Source organism: Blastocatellia bacterium, from assembly GCA_035275065.1.
Classification (GTDB): Bacteria; Acidobacteriota; Blastocatellia; order UBA7656; family UBA7656; genus DATENM01.
On sequence record DATENM010000039.1, the window covers coordinates 48,252 to 69,008 of the forward strand.

A 20,757-nucleotide genomic window follows, 5' to 3' on the forward strand; every position below is an offset into this window, starting at 1 on the left:
CGTCTATCGCTTGATGGCCGTGCCGCTGCCTTCGATGTAAGACTGGCCGTCGCGAATCACCGGCTGGCCGGCGACGATGACGTGATCGATGCCTTCGGGGTATTGCCGCGAATCGCCAAACGTCGCGGTGTCAATGACGCGCTCGGCGTCAAAGACGACCAGGTTCGCCCGCCGGCCCTCGGCGATCAGGCCGTGACGTTTCAACTGAAAGGTCTCTGCCGCAAGGCCGGTCATCTTGCGCACCGCCTCCGTGAGTGAAATCTGCTTCTGCTCGCGCACGTAGCGACCGAGGATGCGCGGATACGTCCCGTAAGCGCGCGGGTGCGGCTTGCCGCCGAGCAAGCCGTCAGTGCAGACGTTGACGTAAGGCTGCGTGATGATCTTGCGCACAACCTCTTCCGACTGGCTGAAGCTGATCATGCCGACGCCCAGGCGCTCCGCGGCCAGCAAGTCAAACGCAAACTCCATCGCCGTCTCTTCGCTGACCTGCCCGGCCTGTTGCGCCAGGGCGGCGGCTTCGGCGAGGTTCTTGCCCACGTACTCCGGGTGATTGCCCGAAGGGATGTCAGAGACGATGATGCCTTCGGGGCCTGACCACTTCCAGAAATTGTCCCAGTGCGCCGGGCTGCGGTCGAACATCTCGCGCCGCATGCGCTGGCGCTCATCCGGACTGGCCAGCCGCGCCAGCGTCGCTTCGACGCCGCCGGCATGCGCCCACGGCGGCAGCATAGCGCCGAGCATGGTCGAGCCGGCGATGTAGGGGTACTGGTCGGCGGTCAATCGCAGGCCCGCCACCTGCGCCGCGTGAATCATCTCGAGCACCGTATCGATGCGCGGCCAGTTCTCGCGCCCGGCGATCTTGAAATGCGAGATGTGAGCGCGCACCTCGGCAGACTGGCCGATCTCGATCATCTCGGCCACAGAGTCTTCGATGTAATCGCTCTCGCTGCGCATGTGGGCGACGAAGACGCCGTCGAATTCGGCGACGGCGCGCGCCAGCGCGATCAATTCAGCGGTGTCCGCGTAACAACAGGGCGGATAGATCAGGCCGGTTGACAATCCCAGCGCGCCCTCGCGCATCGCTTCGCGGATGAGCCGCTGCATGGCGGCGATTTCTTCGCCGGTTGCCCGGCGGTCTTCCATGCCCATCACGTAGAGCCGCACCTGGCCGTGCGGAATCAAGTAAGCGCAGTCGAGCGAAGGCCGCGCCCGCTCGATGGCCTCAAGGTATTCGGCGACCGTCTGCCACTCCCACTCGTGATCGAGGCTGCCGTCAAGGCCGGCGAGCTGCTCGGCCACCTGCCGCCGATCCTTGCGGCGAATGGGCGCGACCGACAGGCCGTCCTGGCCGAAGACTTCGAGCGTGATGCCCTGGCGGACTTTCATCGGCAACTGCGGCTCGGTCAGCACGCGGATGTCCGAGTGGCTGTGCGTATCGATGAAGCCGGGCGCGACACTCAAGCCCTGGCAATCGATCTCTTCCACGCCGTGCAGCGCGCCTTCGGCGTCAATCGCCTGAATGGCGTCACCAAAGATGGCGACGTCGCCGATCACAGGCTGACGGCCCGTGCCGTCATAGATCATCCCGCGTTTCAAAACCAGGTCTGGAGTCTTCATAACATTCATCCATGTAGCAAGATTCCGCGGGCTCAAGTCTAGCAGAGCCGCCGCGTGGCTGCACGAGAACGCGGCCGCCGCCCGGCGCTAATCAACCTTGCCGGCAGCGCCCCGCTAAGCTATTGTCGTCGGTCAGAAAAGGAGAAAAGATGAGTCATCGTGTGGCGCTCTACCTGCAAGACAAACACCCGCTCGGTGAAGCCATCGAGTATGTGCGTTATGCCGAGGCGCGCGGCTTTGAAGCCGTGTGGCAGGCCGAATCCCGACTGGTGCGCGATGCCATTGTGCCGATGGCGGCGTTTGCCGCGACGACCAATCGCATACAGGTCGGCTCCGGCGTCATCAATAATTGGACGCGCAATGCGGCGCTCATCGCTCAGACCTTCTCGACGCTTGATGATTTAGCGCCGGGACGAATTCTCTGCGGGCTGGGCGTCTGGTGGGAGCCGCTGGCAACTAAAGTCGGCGTCCAGCGCCGCAAGCCGCTGCTGGCCATGCGCGAAACCGTCGAGGTGGTGCGGCGACTGCTGGCGATGGAGAAAGTCAGCTTCAAAGGCGAGTTCGTCAACGTCGAAGAGATCGAGATAGACATCGTGCATGGCGACCGCTCGCCCAAGCGCGTGCCGATCTACATCGGCGCGACCGGCATGAAGATGATGGAGCTGTCGGGCGAGATTGCTGACGGCGTGCTGCTCAATTACCTGGTGTCGCCGGCTTACAACCGCGAAGCGATGCAGCATCTCGAAGCCGGCGCGGCGCGCGCCGGCCGCACAGTGGCCCAGATTGACCGCCCGCAACTGGTCGTCTGCTCGCTTGACGAAGACCGCAGCCGTGCGCTCGATAACGCCCGCAAGCTGGTGACGCAGTACCTCGGCCAGCAGCCGCACATCATGAAAGCCAGCGGCGTAAGTTCCGAGTTGCTCGACGAGATCAGCCGCGTCTTGACCTGGCCCGCCGAAGAGCATCAGATACGCGAAGCCATGAAGCTCGTCCCCGACGAGGTCGTGCAGCTCATCACCGCTTCGGGAACGCCCGACGAGTGCCGCGCCAAAGTTGCCGAGTACATCGAAGCCGGCTGCACCTGCCCTGTGCTATACCCGCTCGGCGACGACGTGCGCGCCATGATTGATGCCTTCGCCGTGTCGTAAGCATGGACCGTGCAGGCGGCCCGCCGATCACATCAGCTTGATCATTGTCCACAGCAACAGCGCGTGCAGCGTCCAGAGGGTCAGCGCGAACGGCAGTTGGAATTTAATCACGCCATACTGGTCGCGCATGTTCAGCAGCACCGCCGGGACGATGTTGAAGTTCGCGGCCATCGGCGTCATCAGCGTGCCGCTTGAGCCGGCGGTGAGCGTGATGATGGCGGCCATCGCCGGGTCAACGCCGAACGGTTGGACGATCAACGGCACCAGCACGCCCGACGCAATCACCGGGAAGGCCGCAAACGAATTGCCCATGACGATGGTGAAAAGCGCCATGCCGAGACAGTTGGCCAGCACCAGCAGAAACAGGTTGTGATCGGGAACGATGGTCTTGATGCCGCCGGCGATCAAGTCGCCGATCTTGGCGGCGGTGAAGATGACGCCGAGCGAGGCGAGCAGTTGCGGCAGGATGTTGACCGCGCCCATGGCGTCGTTGAGGCGACGGCCTTCGTTCATCATTCGGCGCACGCCGCCGCCCGTCAGCCTCAAGCCCACCGCCATCGCCACGATGCCGCCGAAGCCCAGCCCGATCAGCGCGCCACGGTTGGCATCACCGCCAAGCAGCCGGAATACAATGGCAAAGCCGAAGGTCACGAGCGGGATCATCAGCACCGGCAGGAAGAGACGGTCGCGCAAGCGGTCGGCGTGCCCCTCTTGCTCGGCCTTCGTCGCTTCGTCATAGTCGCCGCGCCGCACGCCGCCGACGCCGTCTATGGCCACCATCAGCAGCACCATCAAGCCGATCAGCCAGTGCGGCAATAAACTGCCCGCGACGAAGATGACGCCGAGCGTCAGCCAGAAAGTGCCGGTGGCGACGCGGCGCGGATTGCCGCGGTCGCGGAAGGTCATCGCGGCAAAGATGAACAGCACCACCCCGGCCAGCACATAGACCGTGTCGAGACTGAAGACGGCGTTGGCGATTGCCGACCACGAGAGCGCGATTGCGCCGGTCATACAGACACCGCCTTTCCTTCGAGCGCCGCTTCGCCGTCTGAAGTTGGCGGCGCGGCTGCCGCCTCTTTTCGATAGCGCCGGTCGAGCCAGTGGAATTGCAGGGCGGCGAGAATAATTGATAACGCAACAATCGGTGTCGTGAACAACACCAGCCGCCAGACGCTGACTTGATAACCGAGGCCCGCCATCACGCCGAAGACCAGCAGGATGCCGGGCTGCACCGGCGAGAGGTTCTGCCCATAAAAGTTGCCATAGTTTTCAGCGGCGGCGGTCGCCGCTTTAATCTCTTCGACCTTTGCTTCGGGCAGCTCGTCGGCGCTTTGCCGACCCGCTTGCGATTGGGCAGCGCCTAGAGCCATGGGGAAGACCAGCGGGCGGACGAACGGCGGATGGCCGTTGAGCCGCACGCCCATGATGCCGTGCAGGACGCGGAACAACTGATAGACCAGGCTCAAGCGCCCGACGGTGGCGGCGCGAATGCGCTGAATCCATCGCGCCGATTGCTCTTGCAAGCCGTAGCGCTCGGCAAGGCCGATGGCCGGCAGCGTCAGCATAAATAGCGTCATCAGCCGGTTGTCAACAAAAGCGCGGCCCAGCATGTTGATGATGCCTTCTTTGCCCGGCTGCGTCAGGTAAGGCAGGCCCTCGAAGAAGCCGGCGCTCGAAAAGAGCGGGATGCCGGCGAGCAATCCCGTAACCAGCGCCGCGACGACGACGACCAGTGTCGTGCGCAGCTTGAGCGCCAGGCCGATGACAACAATCGCAATGCCCAGTAGCTTGAACCATTCCGGCATAACGGATTCCTCCTCGCCCGCCGTGGCGGCTGCTCATTGATGAGCGGCAGGTCGGGGGCTCGGATTATCATTCACATTCTTCCAGCCTTTGGCAAGAATGATCCCGGTCGGGCCGGCGGGCTAGGGTTTGCTCTTTAGGTGTTGAGCAGGCGCTTGATCTGTTGCTTGTCCGCCGCGACGCGCAGTGGGCGATTGGCGAAGTTGCCGGTGATCGCTTGCGGCTCGCCTTCACGATCAACCGCCAGCTTGCCTGTGTGATAGGCGACGGTGTAGCCCGGGTCTTTCAACAAGTTGCCGGTCAACACCGCCGTCACCTCGTCAGTGGTTTTGATTACTCCCGCCGCGACCAGCTTCTTGATGCCGGCGAGCGTCGCCGCCGAAGCCGGCTCGCAGCCGATGCCGTCGCGCCCGATCATCGCTTTGGCATCGGCAATCTCCTGCTCGCTGACGCGCTCGACGACGCCACCGGTGCGCTCGATGGCGCGCAGCGCTTTCTTCCACGACACCGGGTTGCCGATGCGAATGGCCGTCGCCAGGGTCGCGGGCTGCGATTGCGGGCGGAAGGTTGCGTGGTCGGATGAGGCGAGCAGCTCATAGAATGGCGAAGCGCCTTCGGCCTGAATGATGGCCAGCCGCGGCAGCCGCTCGATGAAGCCGAGCGCCGCCAGCTCATCAATCGCTTTGCCGAACGCCGACGAATTACCGAGGTTGCCGCCGGGCAGAACGATCCAATCAGGCGATTGCCAGTCGCATTGCTCGAACAATTCAATGGCGATGGCCTTCTGGCCTTCGAGCCGAAACGGGTTGATCGAGTTGAGCAGATAGATGTCTGTCTCTTCGGCAATCTCGCGGACGATGCGCATGGCGTCATCAAAATTGCCTTCGATCTCGACGACCGTCGCATTATATTCGAGCGCCTGCGAGAGCTTGCCGTAAGCGACCTGACCGGCGGGGATGAAGACCAGCGCCTTGAGGCCGGCGCGCGCCGCGTAAGCCGCCATCGAAGCCGAAGTGTTGCCGGTCGAAGCGCAGGCCACCGCCGTCGCCCCAAGGCGCACGGCCTGCGTAACGCCGGCCGTCATGCCGTTATCTTTGAACGACCCGGTCGGATTCATGCCTTGATGCTTCAATCGCAGGCTTTGTAATCCTGCATACTGAGCCGAGCGCGGTGCCGTATAAAGCGGTGTGTTGCCTTCAGCCAGTGTGACGATGTGCGCCGGGTCGTCAACGAAGGGCAATAGCTCGCGGAAGCGCCAGACGCCGCTGCGCTCGACGGCGTCATTCGCCATGCGACGCTCGCGGAAGCGCGCTCGCATTTCGGCAACGCCGGCAGGCAAACGGAAGTCATAAGCAACATCGAGCAGGCCGCCACAATTTTTGCAGGTGTAGAGTCGCTCGGTGGCTTTGTAGGTTGCCGCGCAATGCGCTTCGATGCAGCGCAAGCGAGCCGTTGAATGTGTATCGCTCATCGCAGGAAGAGTAGCAAGGAGTAGTTACCAGTTGCCAGTTGCCAGTGATCCGTTATTCTGCGCTCGCTTTCACCAATCGCTTATGGCGAGTATTCAAGTAATGGCACGTTGTCGGCAACTGGCAACTGACAACTGGCAACTGACAACTGGTAACTGGCAATTATTCCTCAGGAGCGTGGTCGTCCCACAACTGTTGCCAGCCCTCGCTTGGCTCGACGAGCTTGAGTCCGATGGTGTGCTCGCCGCCATCGCGCCAGACGGCTTCAACGATGGCCGCGACGTCGAAATCGTAGGACGGCACGCTGACTTTCAGTACCGTGCCCGGCTCGACATCGCGCCCGGTGTGCAGGCGCAGGCCCGAGGGACTGATCTCTTCGATAGTCATCTCTTCAGCAAAGGGCGCAAGGTGCGTGGTGTTGCCCTCGACGCGCGCTTTGATGGCGACCTTGGCGCGCAGTTCCGAGCGGCGGTCTTCGTCGGCGTCTTCGACTTCACTGGCTTCGGCCAGCAGGTCGTCGTAGCAGGCGGCACAGACCTGACGGTAGCCAAGCTGCGCAAGGGCGGCGAGTTCCTGCACGCGCGTGATGTTTACGAGATGGCTGGTTTTTTCATTGCATCGGTCGCATAGGCCCGACATACGACAAGCGCTCCTTGTGCTTGGCCAGAGTGGCGAGGTGTGGTGCGATGGTTCGGCATCGAATCCCTTCTCAACCTGAAAAAAGATGCGCCCAGTATATGCAGAATCTCGCCGGGACTCAACAGGAAAATTGCAGGCCGAGAAATTCGTGACCTCTGCCGCACTCCTTTGTTATGCCGGATTGCAATACATCAGAAGGCAAGTTTAGAGACAGTCGATAACCGCCGCTCAAATCTGCTCTTTGATCGCGCCTAAGTTTTCGTGTCAGCGGCGAACTGTCTCAAGGCCGCCGGCGACCTGGAGGCGGCCCACCCGGAGGCGGCCCGCCCGGCGGCGGCGGGAAAGGCGGCGGCGGATGCATGCGATCCATCGGCGGTCCTTGATCCTGCGGTTGCGGCATAGGCCGCTCCTGGCGCACCGGCTCGCGCCGCGGCTCTTCTTCCGCGGGGCGCGGCAACGGCTTTGTCCCTTCAGGCTCTTGCATGCTCGGAACCTGTCCCTGCGCTCGCACAGGCTCTGACGGCCTGGCTTCAGGCGAGCCGCCCGCTTCTGCTTTCGGCGTTTCCTTCGCTGCGGTTTCTTCAGACTGCGGACGTTGTTCGGCACTCGCCGCCGGCTTGCTCGCGGCGGCCGGTTGAGCGCCGGCATTCGACCCCGCACGATCTTCGACCGCGCCCGCCGCTCGCTCGCTTGATGGCGCAGGAGCGGTTGTCGCTTCGCTCTTCGGTAGGGTGACCGGCGCGGCGTTCGCCTCATCATGTTTTGCGCCGCGGGTAAAAACAAAGACGACGAGCGTCACCGCGACCACCAGAATGGCACCCGCGGCGATGACTTTCGACATGCTGACGTCGCGGTTTGATAGCGCGACGGTCGCCGAACGCCGCTGCGCCGATGTCGCCGGCAGAACGCGGTTGACGCGGCTTTCATTCATTCGCGCCGGCACCGCGCTTTTCGAAGTGGGCGCCGAAGCGCGCATCGGCAGCGCGCCGGGCTTCTCTGCCGCCGGCGCAGAAGTCGCAGGCACGGAAGCGAAGACATTCGTCGAAGCGCCGCGCAAGGCCGCGGGGCCGCCCGATGTGTTGATCTCTGTGCGGAGCACGGGCGACGGCGTTCTGGCCGCCTCCGGCTGGCTTGGGCGCGCCGCCTCGCGCAACATTTCGCGCATCTCGGCGGCGCTTGCCAGGCGCTGGTTCTTGTTCAAAGCCATGCCCTGCGCGATGACGTCGCTGACGCGAGCCGTTACCTTCGCGTTCAGCTCAGCGGCAGGAGCGAGCGGGTCGGGCTGTCCATCCAAGACCGCCGCGGCGCGGGTCAACGCGTCAACCGGCTTCTGAGCGGTCAGCAGGTGGTAAAGCGTCGCGGCCAGCGCATAGATGTCGCTGCGCACGTCCGTGCCCGATCCTTGAATCTGTTCGAGCGGCGCGTAGCTCGGCGTGTAACCAAAGATGCTGGAGTTCGAATCGCTACAGGTCATCTCGACGGTCTTGCCTTTAGCCAGGCCGAAGTCGAGCAGGACGATCTGCTTCCTCGCCGTCATCTTCAAATTCTGCGGCTTGATGTCGCGGTGAATGATCGGCGGGTTCTGCGCGTGCAAGTAATCGAGCGCGTCGAGCAACTGGTCGGCCCATTGCAACACGTCGGCCACCGGCGGCGGGTCTATGCTGGCATCGAGCATGTCGTGCAGGTCGTCGCCGGGGATGTACTCCATGACGAGAAACTGGCCGTTGTCGGCGAAGTGGTCAATCACCTTCGGCAATGCCGTGTGGCGCAACCCGGCAAGCAGGCGGGCCTCGCGCTCGAACGCCGCCAGCAAGGTCGTGTCCGAGAAGAAAGTTTCTTTCAAGGCGACGGTGTTGCCGAGCCGCTGATCGCGCGCCAGATAAACGGCGCCCATGCCGCCCTCGCCAATGGGCTTGAGAATCTCATAGCGGCCTTGCAGTACACTTCCGGTTTCAAGCATCTTCAGCACCTTCCAATCTGAGCGGGGTCAGAGGCGAGTGTAATTCAACACCCCTGTAGAGTGAATACAAATCTTCCACCCCTGGCAGAGCCGATGAGGCCGGCAAATTATGATGAAAATGTTGCGATTATTGACAGCGTCCAGGGCCTATGGGACAATCCCGGTTGCCTCAGTTCCGATAGAACAACAAGAACGAGCCAGCAGGTTGTCCCGGTAAGTCGGTTGATTGGTCACTAATCCCTCACATTCGGCCTTTCGCGTTGATTCACTCGCGCATTGAATCGTCGGCCTGCAATTCGTCCGTCCCCATTACGAACCATTATGCACGTGCGGCGCGTGTCGCGCGCCGGAAACTTCGTAGAGGAGATTCGCTTGATGAAACGTTCGATCTTAAAGCCTGCGCTCCAGGTTTTCGCACTCCTACTGGCTCTGTTGTTTGCTGCCAACGTCGGCACGGCGACGACGGCGGTGATGCTCACGGACGAAGAGTTGATTGCTTCGTCGCGCGTCATCCTGATCGGCGATGTGCAGTCGGTCAAAGCCCAATGGGACGCCGATCACCAGACGATCAACACCTATGTCAAAGTCAATGTCAGCCGTTTGCTCAAGGGCCAGTTGCAGAATCAGACCATCGTCTTCAAACAGCTTGGCGGGCGCGTCGGCGACGAAGCGACGGTGATCTTTGGCGCGCCCGAATACCGCGCCGGGCAGCAATTGCTGCTCTTTTTGGACACGCGGCAGGATGGTACCTTGCGCGTCGCTCACCTGTTTCAAGGCAAGTACGATGTTGTTGACGCCGCCGGCCAGTTGCGCGTCAAGCGCCAGGTCAGCCCCGATGATGTCAACATTCTCGGCGTCACCGAGGCCCCGAACATCACCAACGACGCGCCGCTCGCGCGCTTCACGAAAAAGGTCAAGCGCGTGCTGCGCGATTACGCCGATGCGGTTGCGGCCTACGAGGCTCAGCGCGCCGTCACGCCGATTGTCGAAGTGCCTGCTGAATACGTTGACGACGCCGATCAGGCCGCCGGCGACGTGTCGGCGCAATACACCTTCTTAGGCAGCTATCGCTGGTTCGAGCCGGATTCGCAGCAGCCGGTCACCTTCCGCGTCAACTCGTTGGGCGCGCCGACGGCTTCGGGCGGCGTCACCGAGATCAATCAAGCATTCGCCGCGTGGACGGCGGTACAGACGACGGCGTTGACTTTGCAAAACATCGGCTCGACGACTGTCGTTGGCTTTCAGCAGGATGGCGTCTCGGCTTTGTCATTCAATGATCCGCTCGATCAGATGAGCGACCCCGTTAATTGCAGCGGCACGCTGGCCATCGGCGGCGTCACCAGCGCCGGCGGCGGGACACGCGTCATCGGCGGCCAGACGTTCTCGCACATCTTTGAAGGCGATGTCGTCTTCAACCGCAACTTCTCATGCTTCCTCGGCATTTCGGCGAACCTTGCCGAAGTCGTCACGCACGAGATCGGTCACGCCATCGGCTTCGGTCACAGTGCCGACAGCAATGCGATTATGTATGCCACGGCGCATGGCAGCGGGCGTGGCGCAACGCTCGGCACAGACGACATCGCCGCCGTGACCTTCCTGTACCCCGGCTCGAAGTCGCCGGCGCCGACGGCCACGAACGACGCCGCCTACCAGTGGGCGAATCTGACCTGGTCAATGAACACCGGGCAACAGGCGACGATGCAGTTGTCCTTCCGCAACACCGGAACCACGACGTGGACGCCAGGGACCTACTACCTGGGCTCGCAGAACCCGCAGGACAACACGACCTGGGGCACGAACCGCGTCAACCTTCCGCAGTCGGTGGCGCCCGGCGCTAGCGTCGTCTTCACCTTCAACGTCACCGCGCCAGCGACGCCGGGCTGGTACAACTTCCAGTGGCGACTGCTGCAAAATGGCGTCGGTTATTTCGGCGCTGCCTCGACGAATGCCTTGCTCCTCGTAAGCAGCCTGACGGGCACGAACGACGCCGCTTATCAGTGGGCGAATCTGACCTGGTCAATGACGGCCAGGCAACAGGCGACGATGCAGTTGTCCTTCCGCAACACGGGAACCACGACGTGGACGCCGGGAACCTACTACCTGGGCTCGCAGAACTCGCAGGACAACACGACCTGGGGCACGAACCGCGTCAACCTTCCGCAGTCAGTAGCACCAGGTGCGAGCGTCGTCTTCACTTTCACGGTCACCGCGCCGGCGACGCCGGGCTGGTACAACTTCCAGTGGCGATTATTACAAAACGGCGCTGGCTATTTCGGCACCGCCTCGACGAATGCCTTGCTTCTCGTGAAATGAAGGCCGACGTAACCAGCCGTTGTTGACGATAAAAAATCGCCGAGCCGGGAGTGAGGGTTACTCCCGGCTCGGCGATTTTCGTTTCTGTAATTTGGCCTACGCCTGGGCGATCAACTGCCGCAGGACGTAATGCAGGATGCCGCCGTGGCGGTAGTAGTCCACCTCAATCGGCGTATCGATGCGCACCGTGAGCGGCACTTCTTCTGACTCGCCGTTCTGACGATGAATCACCAGCCGCACGTCCTGGCGCGGCTTGATCCCTTCACCGAAGCCGACCAGATCGAAAGTCTCGCTCCCGTCGAGCCGCAAGCTCTGCGCGCTCGTGCCTTCCTTGAACTGGCAAGGCAGCACGCCCATGCCGACGAGGTTGCTGCGGTGGATGCGCTCGAAGCTCTGCGCCGCGACGGCGCGCACGCCGAGCAAGCGCGTTCCCTTAGCCGCCCAATCGCGTGAGCTGCCGGTGCCGTACTCCTGGCCGGCGAAGACCATGAGCGGCGTGCCTTCCTGCTGATACTTCATCGCCGCGTCATAAATACTCTGGCGCTCGCCGTCGGGCTGATGCACGGTGAGGCCGCCTTCCGTCCCCGGCACCATCAGGTTCTTGATCCGCACGTTGGCAAAGGTGCCGCGCGTCATCACCCGGTCGTTGCCGCGCCGCGCCCCGTAGCTATTGAAATCGGCAATCGTGACGCCTTCCCCTTGCAGGTAGAGACCGGCGGGGCTGGTCGGCTTGATCGCCCCCGCCGGGCTGATGTGATCTGTCGTCACCGAATCGCCGAAGATGGCCAGCGCCCGCGCGCCGCTGATCTCGCTGATGGCGCCCGGCTGCATCTCGAAGCCCTCGAAGTAGGGCGGCTCTTGAATGTAAGTCGATTCGGTGTCCCATTCATAGACGGCGCCGACGGTCACCGGAATCTCGTCCCACATCGGGTTCTGCTCACTGAAGTTGCTGTAAAGCTGGCGGTAGGTTTCGGGGTCGAACGCCAGCCGCATCATCTCACGCACTTCTTCCATCGTCGGCCAGAGGTGGCGCAGGTAGACTTTCTCGCCGTCCTCGCCCGTTCCCAAAGGGTCTTCGGTGAGGTTGAGATTGACGCGCCCGGCCAGCGCGAAAGCGACGACCAGCGGCGGGCTCATCAGGAAGTTCGCCTTGACGCTCTGATGCACACGCGCTTCAAAGTTGCGGTTGCCGCTCAACACCGACGCGGCGACGATGTCGTTGTCGTTGATCGCCTCTTCGAGCGCCGGGTCGAGCGGCCCGGAATTGCCGATGCAATTATGGACGCAGAGCGTGCCGGCGACAAAGGCGTGCAGGTCGTTGACGGCCAGGTCGAAGACCGCGCGCTCGCCCGCCGCGCGCCGTTCCAGCACGCCGAGCGACAACGTCGGCAGCGTCATCGCGTGCTTATCAACACAGTAGCGTTTGGCATAGCTCGTCTCGTCATGCGCGCGCAATGGGGCGAACCAGTCTCGCACACCGAGTTGCTTGAACATCTCGACCGGCGATGGGAAGTTGCAACTCTCGCGGTGCAGAGGTCGGAACTGGCGATCTGCCGGCTGTGGCAATCGCGAGAAGCGATCCGCCCCCGCAAGTAAAGAGTAGTGCGGGAAGACCGGCGTCTCGCGTGGCTGCATCTCCGCCGCAGCGACACGGCGCGCCCGGCTGAACGACCACTCGGGGCGCTCCTGGTGCAGTTCCCCCAGACGCTCCGACATCCATAAGCGCTGCTGATTGATCTTGCTCACCGTGCGCCAGTAGACCGCCGCCGCACTGGCCCGCATCGTCTTATCGACGCAGTAGCGGAACCCCACTCGCTCCACGAACGACAGCCCGTCCGGCAACTTCAACCGAACCTCGACGCGGGGAGCGCCATCACCGGCGGCGGCATACGAAGAAGCCGCATGGCGCACCGGGAACTGCAAAACGTGCGCGCCTTCGGTCTTCACCCCACAACGCGCCAGGAGGTCGATCAAGTGACCCATTACCGCCTTCAGTTGTTCGACGTGCTCCGGCTTGGCGGTCTGGGCGTAGGCCGGCGCTTCGAGAACTGCATTCTCCTCGCGGTCACTCAAGCGGTGTAGCACAGGTGCCCAGCCATCAGCGCCGAACATGCCACCTAAGAACTCGCGCACCAGCGCCACCGGGCAGCGCTCATCCAAAATGAAAGTCGGCAGCGTCGCCGACTGCTGGATGCGCCGGCCCGTGCGAACACCGGATAGGGCGCTAATCGCTTTGGTCAATTCCGCCGGCAGCACGATTGTCCATTTGCGCTCGTCATACTGCGTTGCCGCCGGGCGCTTGCCTGTGAGCAATTCCAGATCATTCAGCACCACCTCGCGGTCTATGGCCTGACCGACGGTCATTCGCCCCTGGCCTGCGGCACTGATCGAGCCATCGCTGAGCAGATGGCCGAGCAAGCGTGCGAAGGCCAGCGCCCGCAGACGTTCATGCGTCGAATTCAGGGTGAATGTCAAATTCCCTGCCAGCAGCGCGTAGTCGGCTTCGTCGTCGCCGGGCTCGTCCAGCGGCGCTTCCAGGCCGACGACAACGCGATCTTGCCCAGGCACCAGGCAGTCAGCGCGCACCCACCTACCATCGGCGCAAAGAATCTGGTGATCGGGGGTACAGACCAGCTCGCGCCCATCCTGCAAGACGAGAGTCACGCAATCACGCACTCCCTGGGTCATCGTCTCGGCCTGCACCGCCATACCCAATGCGCCATCCGCCGTCGGGCCGAAAATAACTGCGCCGCCGGCGCTCGGCATGTGCTCAATGCGACGGGCAGTGCCATTGGCCAGCAGCACCGGGGTGCCTGCGGCAATGCAGGTCGTGCAGCCATAGCCCACCAGGTTGAAGCCGAGCTGATTCAAATACGGTTGCAGGCCGGTCTTTTCCAGGTAATCGGTGACGGCGCGCGAGCCGGGCGCGAGCGAGGTCTTTACCGTCGGTCGCACGCGCAGGCCGCGCTCAACCGCCTTCTTTGCCAGCAGCCCCGCGGCGAGCATGACGCTCGGGTTCGAGGTGTTCGTGCAAGACGTGATGGCGGCAATCACCACGTCGCCGTGACGCAGTTCGGCGCGGCCTATGGGAAACTCTTCTTCGAGCACCGCGTCAACGCGGTCAGGCGTCGGGCGGTTGTTCATCATCTCGGTCTCGGTCCAGGTCGCGGTGTTCTTTTCGCTGACCAGTCCGGGGCCGAGCGGCGCGGTATCCGATTTCTGCTCGCCGCCGCCGCTGATGGGCTCGATCAGCGCCGAGCTATGCACGCCGGTCTGCGTGAAGACGCACTTGTCAATCGCTTCGGGCGGCAGGTTGTAACCCCGCTCGCTTACGGGCTGAGTGAGCAAGTCTCGGAAGGTCTCTTTCAGATGGGTCAGCGCAATACGATCCTGCGGGCGCTTCGGCCCGGCGACGCTCGGCTCGACTGAGGCCAGGTCAAGCTCAAGCACGGTGCTATATTCGATCTCGCCTTTGCGCGGTATGCCGAACATGCCCTGCGCCGTGAAGTAGTCGCGGATCAAGGCGACCTGCTCGTCGCTGCGGCCCGTCACCTTGTAGTATTCAAGCGTCTCTTCATCGACCGGGAAGAAGCCCATCGTCGCGCCGTACTCCGGCGACATATTGGCAATCGTCGCGCGGTCGGTGGCTGTCAGCCGCGCCGCGCCGTCGCCGTGATACTCGACGAACTTGCCGACGACCTTAGCGCGGCGCAGCATCTCTGTCAGCGTCAGCACCAGGTCGGTCGCCGTCACCCCTTCGCTCAACTGGCCGCTCAGATGGACGCCGACGACATCCGGCGTCAGGAAGTAGACCGGCTGGCCGAGCATGCCGGCTTCGGCTTCGATGCCGCCGACGCCCCAGCCGACGACGCCGAGGCCGTTAATCATCGTCGTGTGCGAGTCTGTGCCGACCAGCGTGTCAGGGAAGCAGACGCCGTCGCGCTCGACCACGCCCTGAGCCAGGTATTCGAGATTGACCTGATGGCAGATGCCGATGCCGGGCGGCACGACGCTGAAGTTGTTGAACGCCTGCATGCCCCACTTCAAGAACTGATAGCGGGCGCGGTTGCGCTTGAACTCGGTCTCCATGTTCTTGATGAAGGCATCGGCGCGACTGGCGAAATCGACCTGCACTGAATGATCGATGACCAGGTCTACGGGCACCAGCGGCTCGATGATCCGCGGGTCTTTCGACAGGCGGGCGACTGCCGAGCGCATGGCCGCCAGATCAACCAGCAGCGGCACGCCCGTGAAGTCTTGCAGCAGGATGCGGGCGACGACAAAGGGAATCTCTTCGGTGCGCTCGGCGGTCGGCGTCCAGTTGGCCAGGGCGCGCACGTTATCTTCGGTGATGCGCTTGCCGTCATAATTGCGCAGCACCGATTCAAGCACGATGCGGATGCTGACGGGCAGTTTCGAGATCGGCCCGATGCCGGCTTTTTCCAGTTGCGGCAGCGAATAAAACTCCCCTGAGCGATGGTTTGCGGTGGTAAACGTCTGATGCGAGTCGAAGAGGTTATGCGTCATAGTCATTCAATCATCCGTCGGGTTGGCGCGTCTGCGGGCGCGGTCTGGTTATCGGTTGAACGGCTGTTGTCTCTGTGAATTTCAGTTTAGAGTTCGTCGGCGGGATCGTCAAGGAATGGCGCGGTGAGCTAACGATCTGCCGCCGCTCAGGGGCAATCAGTTCTCGACATTCATAAAGATGGATTAAACACAGAGGCACGGAGGCACGGAGGAGACACAGAGACGTTCTCCGTGCCTCCGTGCCTCTGTGTCTCTGTGTTTTTCTTTCATCCCTTTTGGCAGAACTGAATGACCCTGGCCGCTGCTTGTGGAATTTAGTGGCGGCAGGCAATTTCATATCATTAAGCCTTCGCGCGTGGACGGCTGGCGAAGGAGGAGGACGCGCATAACGTCGAAAGGATTTGCTGGAGCAATGAGTAGCGCACAGGCGATAGGACGGTCGCGGTATCAGATGGAGATCACGACCGACGAGGCCGGGTTGGCGCGGCTCGCCCGCGAATGGGACGCGCTGCTCGACGAGAGCGCCCAGCGCGTTTACTTCTTGCGCGCCGGCTGGAATCAGCTCTGGTGGCAGACCTTTCGCCCTCAGGGCGCGCAGTTGTTCATCATCACGGCGCGCGACCTGAATGGGCGATTGGCAGGACTGGCGCCGCTTTACCTGCGCGAGCGTCGTACCGCGGGCATCCCGCATGTGCGCGAGCTAGGATTCATCGGCACCGGCGTTTATGTGCAGACCGGCGAATGCCTCGACCTGATCGCACGTCGGGGCGAAGAGCGTCAGGTCGCCGAAGCTGTCATCGATTTTCTCCTACAATCAAACGCCTGGGATCGGCTCTGCCTTAACGAGATTCCCGCGACTTCGCTGATGCTGCCGCACCTGCGCGCCGCGCTGGGGCCGAGCGCCGTCATCCAGCAAGCCAGCCGCTCGCACTTCATCCGCACCACGGGTGATTGGGAGAGCGTGCTAGAGAATCTGAGCCGCTCGACGCGCAAGAACCTGCTCTACGAAACGCGCCGCTTGTTCAAGACCCACGCGGGCCGACTGCGCCGCGTCGCCACCGCCGACGAGCTTGAAGGCGCGATGGACGCGCTGGTGCGCTTGCACCAGGCGCGCTGGAACGCCCGCGGCGAGCCGGGCTCGTTTGCGCTTCCCGGCTTTGAGCCCTTCCTGCGCGAGGCGGCGCGCCTGAGCTTGCGCGACGACCGCCTGCGCATGTGGACGTTCGATGTGGAAGGCGAAACGGCGGGGGCGCTCATCGGCTTTTATGACAACGGCGTGGTGCATTACTTTCAAGCGGGCTTCGACCCGGAGCTATCGCGCCTGAGCGTCGGGCGCGTGATGCTCGGCCTCTGCCTCCGCGAATGCGTCGCCGACCCCGTCGTGCGCGAATTCGATTTCATGGGCGGCGACAACGCTTACAAAGATCGCTGGACGCCGGAGGGCCGCGAAACAGTCAAGCTCACCTGTTTGCGCGCGGGCGTGCGGGCGCTGGCTTACACGGGCATTCATCGGATGACGCGGTTGAGCAAGTCGCTGCTCAAGGCGACGCTGCCAACCGCAGTGCGGCAGGCCGGACACAGGCTATTGCAGCGCCGGCATTTCATCCGCTGAGCCAACAGACACCGCGCCCACGGGCGCGTCAAGTGGTAGGACTATGAGTGAATTTGTTATTCGTCAGGCGACCGCGGACGACCGCGGCCACATCATTCGCTTAATGGCGAACGTCTATTCCGGCGACGTGGCGGCGCGCTACGATTGGCTCTATCGCGATAACCCGCACGGCAGCGCGCTCACCTGGCTGGCGATTGAAAGCGACAGCGGCGAAGCGGTCGGCTGCACCTCGATCTTTCCGCGCCGCGTTCGCGTAGCGGAGCGCGAGCGGTTGGGGAGCATCGGCGGCGACTGCTACATCGAGCCGCGCGTGCGTCGCCGTGGCCTGGCGACGCAACTGCACGTCGCCAGCTTCTCAGGCATGCGCGAAGCCGGCATCGAGTTCATGTATGGCCCGCCGACGCCGAACAATCTCGGCGCGCTCGTCAAAGCCGGCTCGCATCTGGTGACCAGCTATCGCCGCTGGGTGCGCCCGCTGACCAGTCACGGCGTTTATCAGGCGGCCTTCTCGCGTGTGCCGACCAAGCTCGGGGCGCGGCTCGCCGGCCTGCCGATTCTGATGCTCGATCATCTGACGAAAGGTGACGCGCACGGCTTCACGTTGAGCGAAATCTTCGAGTTCGGCGACGAGTTCGACGCGCTGTTTGCAACGGCGGCGGCGACTCACCCGGTGGCCTGCGTGCGCGACCGCGCTTACCTGGCATGGCGCTATCGCAGCGGCAGGCAGACGGCGCTGGCCGTGCGCCGCGACGGCGCGCTGGTGGGTTTCTTCACGATTGAAAAGTCCGGCAACGAAGCGGCCATCATGGACATTTTCAGTCCGAACGATCCGCGCTTGATTGACGCGCTGCTGCGGCTGGTGATCGAGTACGCGACCCAATGGAGCTGCGCGCGCCTGGAGTTATGCATGACTGAAGGCTGCGCCGTAGCGCGGCGACTGTTGCGGCATGGCTTCATCGCCCGCGACGAGCGCGGCTTTCAAGTCGCGGTTGCCGATACGGACGCGCAGGCCGCCTTGCTGCGAGCCCCCAGCTCGTGGCACCTGACGGAAGCCGATCAAGACCTCGAAACTGTTTTCGTGCAAGCCGTCGCTGGATAATCTGAAAGATAAACCCAGAGACACCGCAGACACGGAGGTAGCACGGAGAAGCCTCTGTGCCTCTGTGCCTCTGTGTTTACCCCACCTTTGAACGTCAAGCACTAACCCGTGAATTGACAGCCGCGGCGGCGGTGAGCTAGCTTTGCAGCGGTCATCATATCGCTAACGGTGAATGCAAGCTGCGGAGTAACGGCCAGTGAATCGGCGCACGAGAATCCATATTAAAGGCCGCGATACGTTCTGGAGCCAGGCGTTTCATGTCGAATGGCAGGATCAGTTTGCCGACCGGAAATTGATCGAAGACGGCGCGGGCTATTATCTCGCCGACGAAGCGTGGCTCGCCGACCTGGAGCGTGTTGGCCGCCAGACCTTCTGCGAGATTCGCCGCGCCCCAGACAATCCGCAGCGCCGCGACTGGCTCAGCTCAATTCTGCCGCGGCGGAAATAACGGAGAAAACCGATGCCAACAAATTTGCGATTATTCGGCACTTTTTTAATCTTTTTGATGCTTGCCATGCCATTGGCGGCGCGGCAGGGCGAAGGCAAGCGCGGCATCACGCCGGAAGATTATTACGCTTTCGAATTCGCCAGCGACCCGCGCCTGTCGCCGGACGGCAAGCTCGTCGCTTACGTCGTCACGACCGTAGATCAGAAACAGAATCGCCGCCACTCGTCCGTCTGGATGGCCTCAGCGGATGGCCGCCGCGCCCCCTGGCAGTTTACGACCAGCGCGCAGAGCAGCAGCGCGCCGCGCTGGAGCCCCGATGGTCAGTGGCTCGCTTTTATTTCAACGCGCCCGGCGGCGGACTCGACATCGCGCACCGCCAGCGAAGGCGCGGCCAGCAACGACGCTCGCGCTCAGGTCTACGTGCTGGCCATGAGCGGCGGCGAAGCGCGTCGCGTCACGAACTTTAAGAACGGCGTCAGCAGTTTTCAGTGGTCGCCCGACGGGACGCGGCTCGCCTGCGTCAGCCGCTCGGGGCCGAGCGACAGCCGCGCCGCGAACAAAGAGCACAGCGACGTGCGGCACTATAAGACCATCTCGTACAAGTTCAACGACACCGGCTGGTTCGACGACCGCCGCAGTCACATCTGGGTGGTTGACGTTAAGAGCGGTGAGGCGCGCGGCATCACATCCGGCGACGACTGGAACGACAACGACCCGCAATGGTCGCCCGACGGCACGAAGATCGCCTTTGTCTCGAACCGCACCGGCAAAGAGTTTGAAGACAATCACGACACAGACGTCTGGGTGGTGGCGGCGACCGGCGGCACGCCTTTGAAGATTTCCGATCACCCCGAGAGTGACAACAGCCCGCGCTGGTCGCCCGACGGCAAGACCATCGCTTTCGTAGGCCGCGTGCGCGAAGAGCAGCACCCGAAAATCTGGCTCGCGCCGGCGACCGGCGGCACGGCTTCGCGGCTGGCCGCCGAAGGGCTCGACATGATTCCGTCCGACCTTGACTGGGCCGAACAGGGGCGCGCGCTTTATTTCACCGCGGGCGTCAAAGGCGAGACTCACCTGTTCCGCGCCGACCTCGCTTCGCGGCAAGTCGGCCAGGTCACCAGAGGCGCGCGCGCCGTGCGCGGCGTTGACCTCAACGATCAAGCGCAGAAGATGGTCTACACCGCAAACGACTTTAAGCATCTGGATGATGTGTACGTCGCCAATTTGTCGGGACAGGGCGAGCAACAATTGACGCACTTGAACGAGGCGCTGTGGCGCGGGCTGGCACTGATGGATGTCGAGCGCGTGCCCTACAAGGCCGCCGATGGCTGGCAGATAGATGGCTTCTTCGTTAAGCCCATCGGCTGGCAAGAAGGCAAGCAGTACCCGATGATTCTCAGCATTCACGGCGGCCCGGCGGGGATGTACGGCGTTGACTGGTTCCACGAATTTCAAGTCTATGCGGCGCGCGGCTGGGCGGTCTTCTTCGTCAACCCGAGAGGCTCGACCGGCTACGGCGAGAAGTTCGAAAACGGCATCATCGGCGAATGGGGCGGCAAAGATTACACGGACATCATGAGCGGCGTTGACATGATCCTGGCTCGCTATCCGTGGATAGACCGCGACCGGCTGGGCGTCACCGGCGGCAGCTACGGCGGTTACATGACGAACTGGATCGTCTCTCACACCGACCGCTTCAAAGCCGCGGTGACGTTGCGCAGCGTCGTCAACTTCATCAGCGACGAAGGCACGCGCGACGGCGCTTACGGCCATAAGCGCGACTTCAGCGGCTTCATGTTCGACAAGTTCGAGACCTACTGGGACCGCTCGCCGCTCAAGTATGCGAAGAACGTCAAGACGCCGACGCTCATCTTGCATTCGGACAATGATTATCGCGTGCCGCTCGAACAAGGCGAGCAGTGGTTCCGCGCCTTGAAGCATTACGGCGTGACCACCGAGCTGGTGATCTTCCCGCGCGAGAATCACAACCTGACGCGCACAGGCGAGCCAAAGCATCTGGTCGAAAGCTTGAACTGGCAGCTCTACTGGTTCGACCGCTTCATCAACGGCAACCGCGCCGCTGTGCCGCCCGACGCGCGGTAACCATCAGCGTTGTTGACGC

13 protein-coding genes are annotated in these 20,757 nt (G+C 62.8%); 6 read left to right on the forward strand and 7 right to left on the reverse strand.

Annotated features, from left to right (window positions below; all coding sequences use genetic code 11):
• Positions 1-3 precede the first annotated feature (3 nt).
• The gene (locus tag VJ464_08385; protein HKQ05133.1) at positions 4-1,617 is read right to left on the reverse strand and encodes a D-aminoacylase; all 1,614 of its coding nucleotides are present in this window, start codon (positions 1,615-1,617) and stop codon (positions 4-6) included.
• A 149-nt stretch (positions 1,618-1,766) separates the two neighbouring features.
• Between VJ464_08385 and VJ464_08390 the strand changes: the two genes are divergently transcribed.
• On the forward strand, positions 1,767-2,765 hold the full coding sequence (locus tag VJ464_08390; protein ID HKQ05134.1) for an LLM class flavin-dependent oxidoreductase: 999 nt from the start codon (positions 1,767-1,769) through the stop codon (positions 2,763-2,765).
• Between the two features lie 27 nt (positions 2,766-2,792).
• Here VJ464_08390 and VJ464_08395 read toward each other — a convergent pair whose 3' ends face one another.
• The 5 genes from VJ464_08395 to VJ464_08415 all read right to left on the reverse strand — a co-directional run bounded on the left by VJ464_08395 (position 2,793) and on the right by VJ464_08415 (position 8,636).
• A complete protein-coding gene (locus tag VJ464_08395) occupies positions 2,793-3,776 on the reverse strand; it encodes a DUF979 domain-containing protein (protein HKQ05135.1) in 984 nt (327 codons plus the stop codon).
• Positions 3,773-4,570, reverse strand: coding sequence for a DUF969 family protein (locus VJ464_08400; protein ID HKQ05136.1), 798 nt, complete (start codon positions 4,568-4,570; stop codon positions 3,773-3,775). The genes VJ464_08395 and VJ464_08400 overlap by 4 nt, the downstream gene beginning before the upstream one ends.
• Positions 4,571-4,704: 134 nt before the next feature.
• Entirely contained in the window at positions 4,705-6,039 is a 1,335-nt protein-coding gene (gene thrC / locus VJ464_08405; protein HKQ05137.1) for a threonine synthase, read from the reverse strand.
• A 160-nt stretch (positions 6,040-6,199) separates the two neighbouring features.
• Entirely contained in the window at positions 6,200-6,676 is a 477-nt protein-coding gene (locus tag VJ464_08410; GenBank protein ID HKQ05138.1) for a PilZ domain-containing protein, read from the reverse strand.
• A gap of 280 nt (positions 6,677-6,956) precedes the next feature.
• On the reverse strand, positions 6,957-8,636 hold the full coding sequence (locus VJ464_08415) for a protein kinase (protein ID HKQ05139.1): 1,680 nt from the start codon (positions 8,634-8,636) through the stop codon (positions 6,957-6,959).
• A 375-nt stretch (positions 8,637-9,011) separates the two neighbouring features.
• On the opposite strand from VJ464_08415, the gene VJ464_08420 reads away from it, so the two are divergent.
• Positions 9,012-10,949, forward strand: coding sequence for an NBR1-Ig-like domain-containing protein (locus tag VJ464_08420; GenBank protein HKQ05140.1), 1,938 nt, complete (start codon positions 9,012-9,014; stop codon positions 10,947-10,949).
• Positions 10,950-11,045: 96 nt separating this feature from the next.
• Here the strand turns inward: VJ464_08420 and acnA are convergent, their stop codons facing one another.
• A complete protein-coding gene (gene acnA, locus VJ464_08425) occupies positions 11,046-15,476 on the reverse strand; it encodes an aconitate hydratase AcnA (protein HKQ05141.1) in 4,431 nt (1,476 codons plus the stop codon).
• A gap of 412 nt (positions 15,477-15,888) precedes the next feature.
• On the opposite strand from acnA, the gene VJ464_08430 reads away from it, so the two are divergent.
• From VJ464_08430 to VJ464_08445, 4 genes are all read left to right on the forward strand, one after another.
• On the forward strand, positions 15,889-17,088 hold the full coding sequence (locus tag VJ464_08430) for a GNAT family N-acetyltransferase (GenBank protein ID HKQ05142.1): 1,200 nt from the start codon (positions 15,889-15,891) through the stop codon (positions 17,086-17,088).
• Positions 17,089-17,131: 43 nt separating this feature from the next.
• Complete coding sequence (locus VJ464_08435) at positions 17,132-18,187, forward strand: GNAT family N-acetyltransferase (protein ID HKQ05143.1); 1,056 nt, start codon at positions 17,132-17,134, stop codon at positions 18,185-18,187.
• Between the two features lie 196 nt (positions 18,188-18,383).
• Positions 18,384-18,635, forward strand: coding sequence for a hypothetical protein (locus tag VJ464_08440; GenBank protein HKQ05144.1), 252 nt, complete (start codon positions 18,384-18,386; stop codon positions 18,633-18,635).
• 12 nt (positions 18,636-18,647) lie between these two features.
• Entirely contained in the window at positions 18,648-20,738 is a 2,091-nt protein-coding gene (locus VJ464_08445; GenBank protein ID HKQ05145.1) for a S9 family peptidase, read from the forward strand.
• The last annotated feature ends 19 nt before the right edge of the window (positions 20,739-20,757 follow it).

Coding starts and splice junctions, on each gene's coding strand:
- VJ464_08415 (HKQ05139.1), bottom strand. CDS start 8,636: ATGCTTGAAACCGGAAGTGTACTGCAAGGCCGCTATGAGATTCTCAAG.
- VJ464_08410 (HKQ05138.1), bottom strand. CDS start 6,676: ATGTCGGGCCTATGCGACCGATGCAATGAAAAAACCAGCCATCTCGTA.
- VJ464_08420 (HKQ05140.1), top strand. CDS start 9,012: ATGAAACGTTCGATCTTAAAGCCTGCGCTCCAGGTTTTCGCACTCCTA.
- VJ464_08395 (HKQ05135.1), bottom strand. CDS start 3,776: ATGACCGGCGCAATCGCGCTCTCGTGGTCGGCAATCGCCAACGCCGTC.
- VJ464_08390 (HKQ05134.1), top strand. CDS start 1,767: ATGAGTCATCGTGTGGCGCTCTACCTGCAAGACAAACACCCGCTCGGT.
- VJ464_08400 (HKQ05136.1), bottom strand. CDS start 4,570: ATGCCGGAATGGTTCAAGCTACTGGGCATTGCGATTGTTGTCATCGGC.
- VJ464_08385 (HKQ05133.1), bottom strand. CDS start 1,617: ATGAAGACTCCAGACCTGGTTTTGAAACGCGGGATGATCTATGACGGC.
- VJ464_08445 (HKQ05145.1), top strand. CDS start 18,648: ATGCCAACAAATTTGCGATTATTCGGCACTTTTTTAATCTTTTTGATG.
- VJ464_08435 (HKQ05143.1), top strand. CDS start 17,132: ATGAGTGAATTTGTTATTCGTCAGGCGACCGCGGACGACCGCGGCCAC.
- acnA (HKQ05141.1), bottom strand. CDS start 15,476: ATGACGCATAACCTCTTCGACTCGCATCAGACGTTTACCACCGCAAAC.
- thrC (HKQ05137.1), bottom strand. CDS start 6,039: ATGAGCGATACACATTCAACGGCTCGCTTGCGCTGCATCGAAGCGCAT.
- VJ464_08430 (HKQ05142.1), top strand. CDS start 15,889: ATGAGTAGCGCACAGGCGATAGGACGGTCGCGGTATCAGATGGAGATC.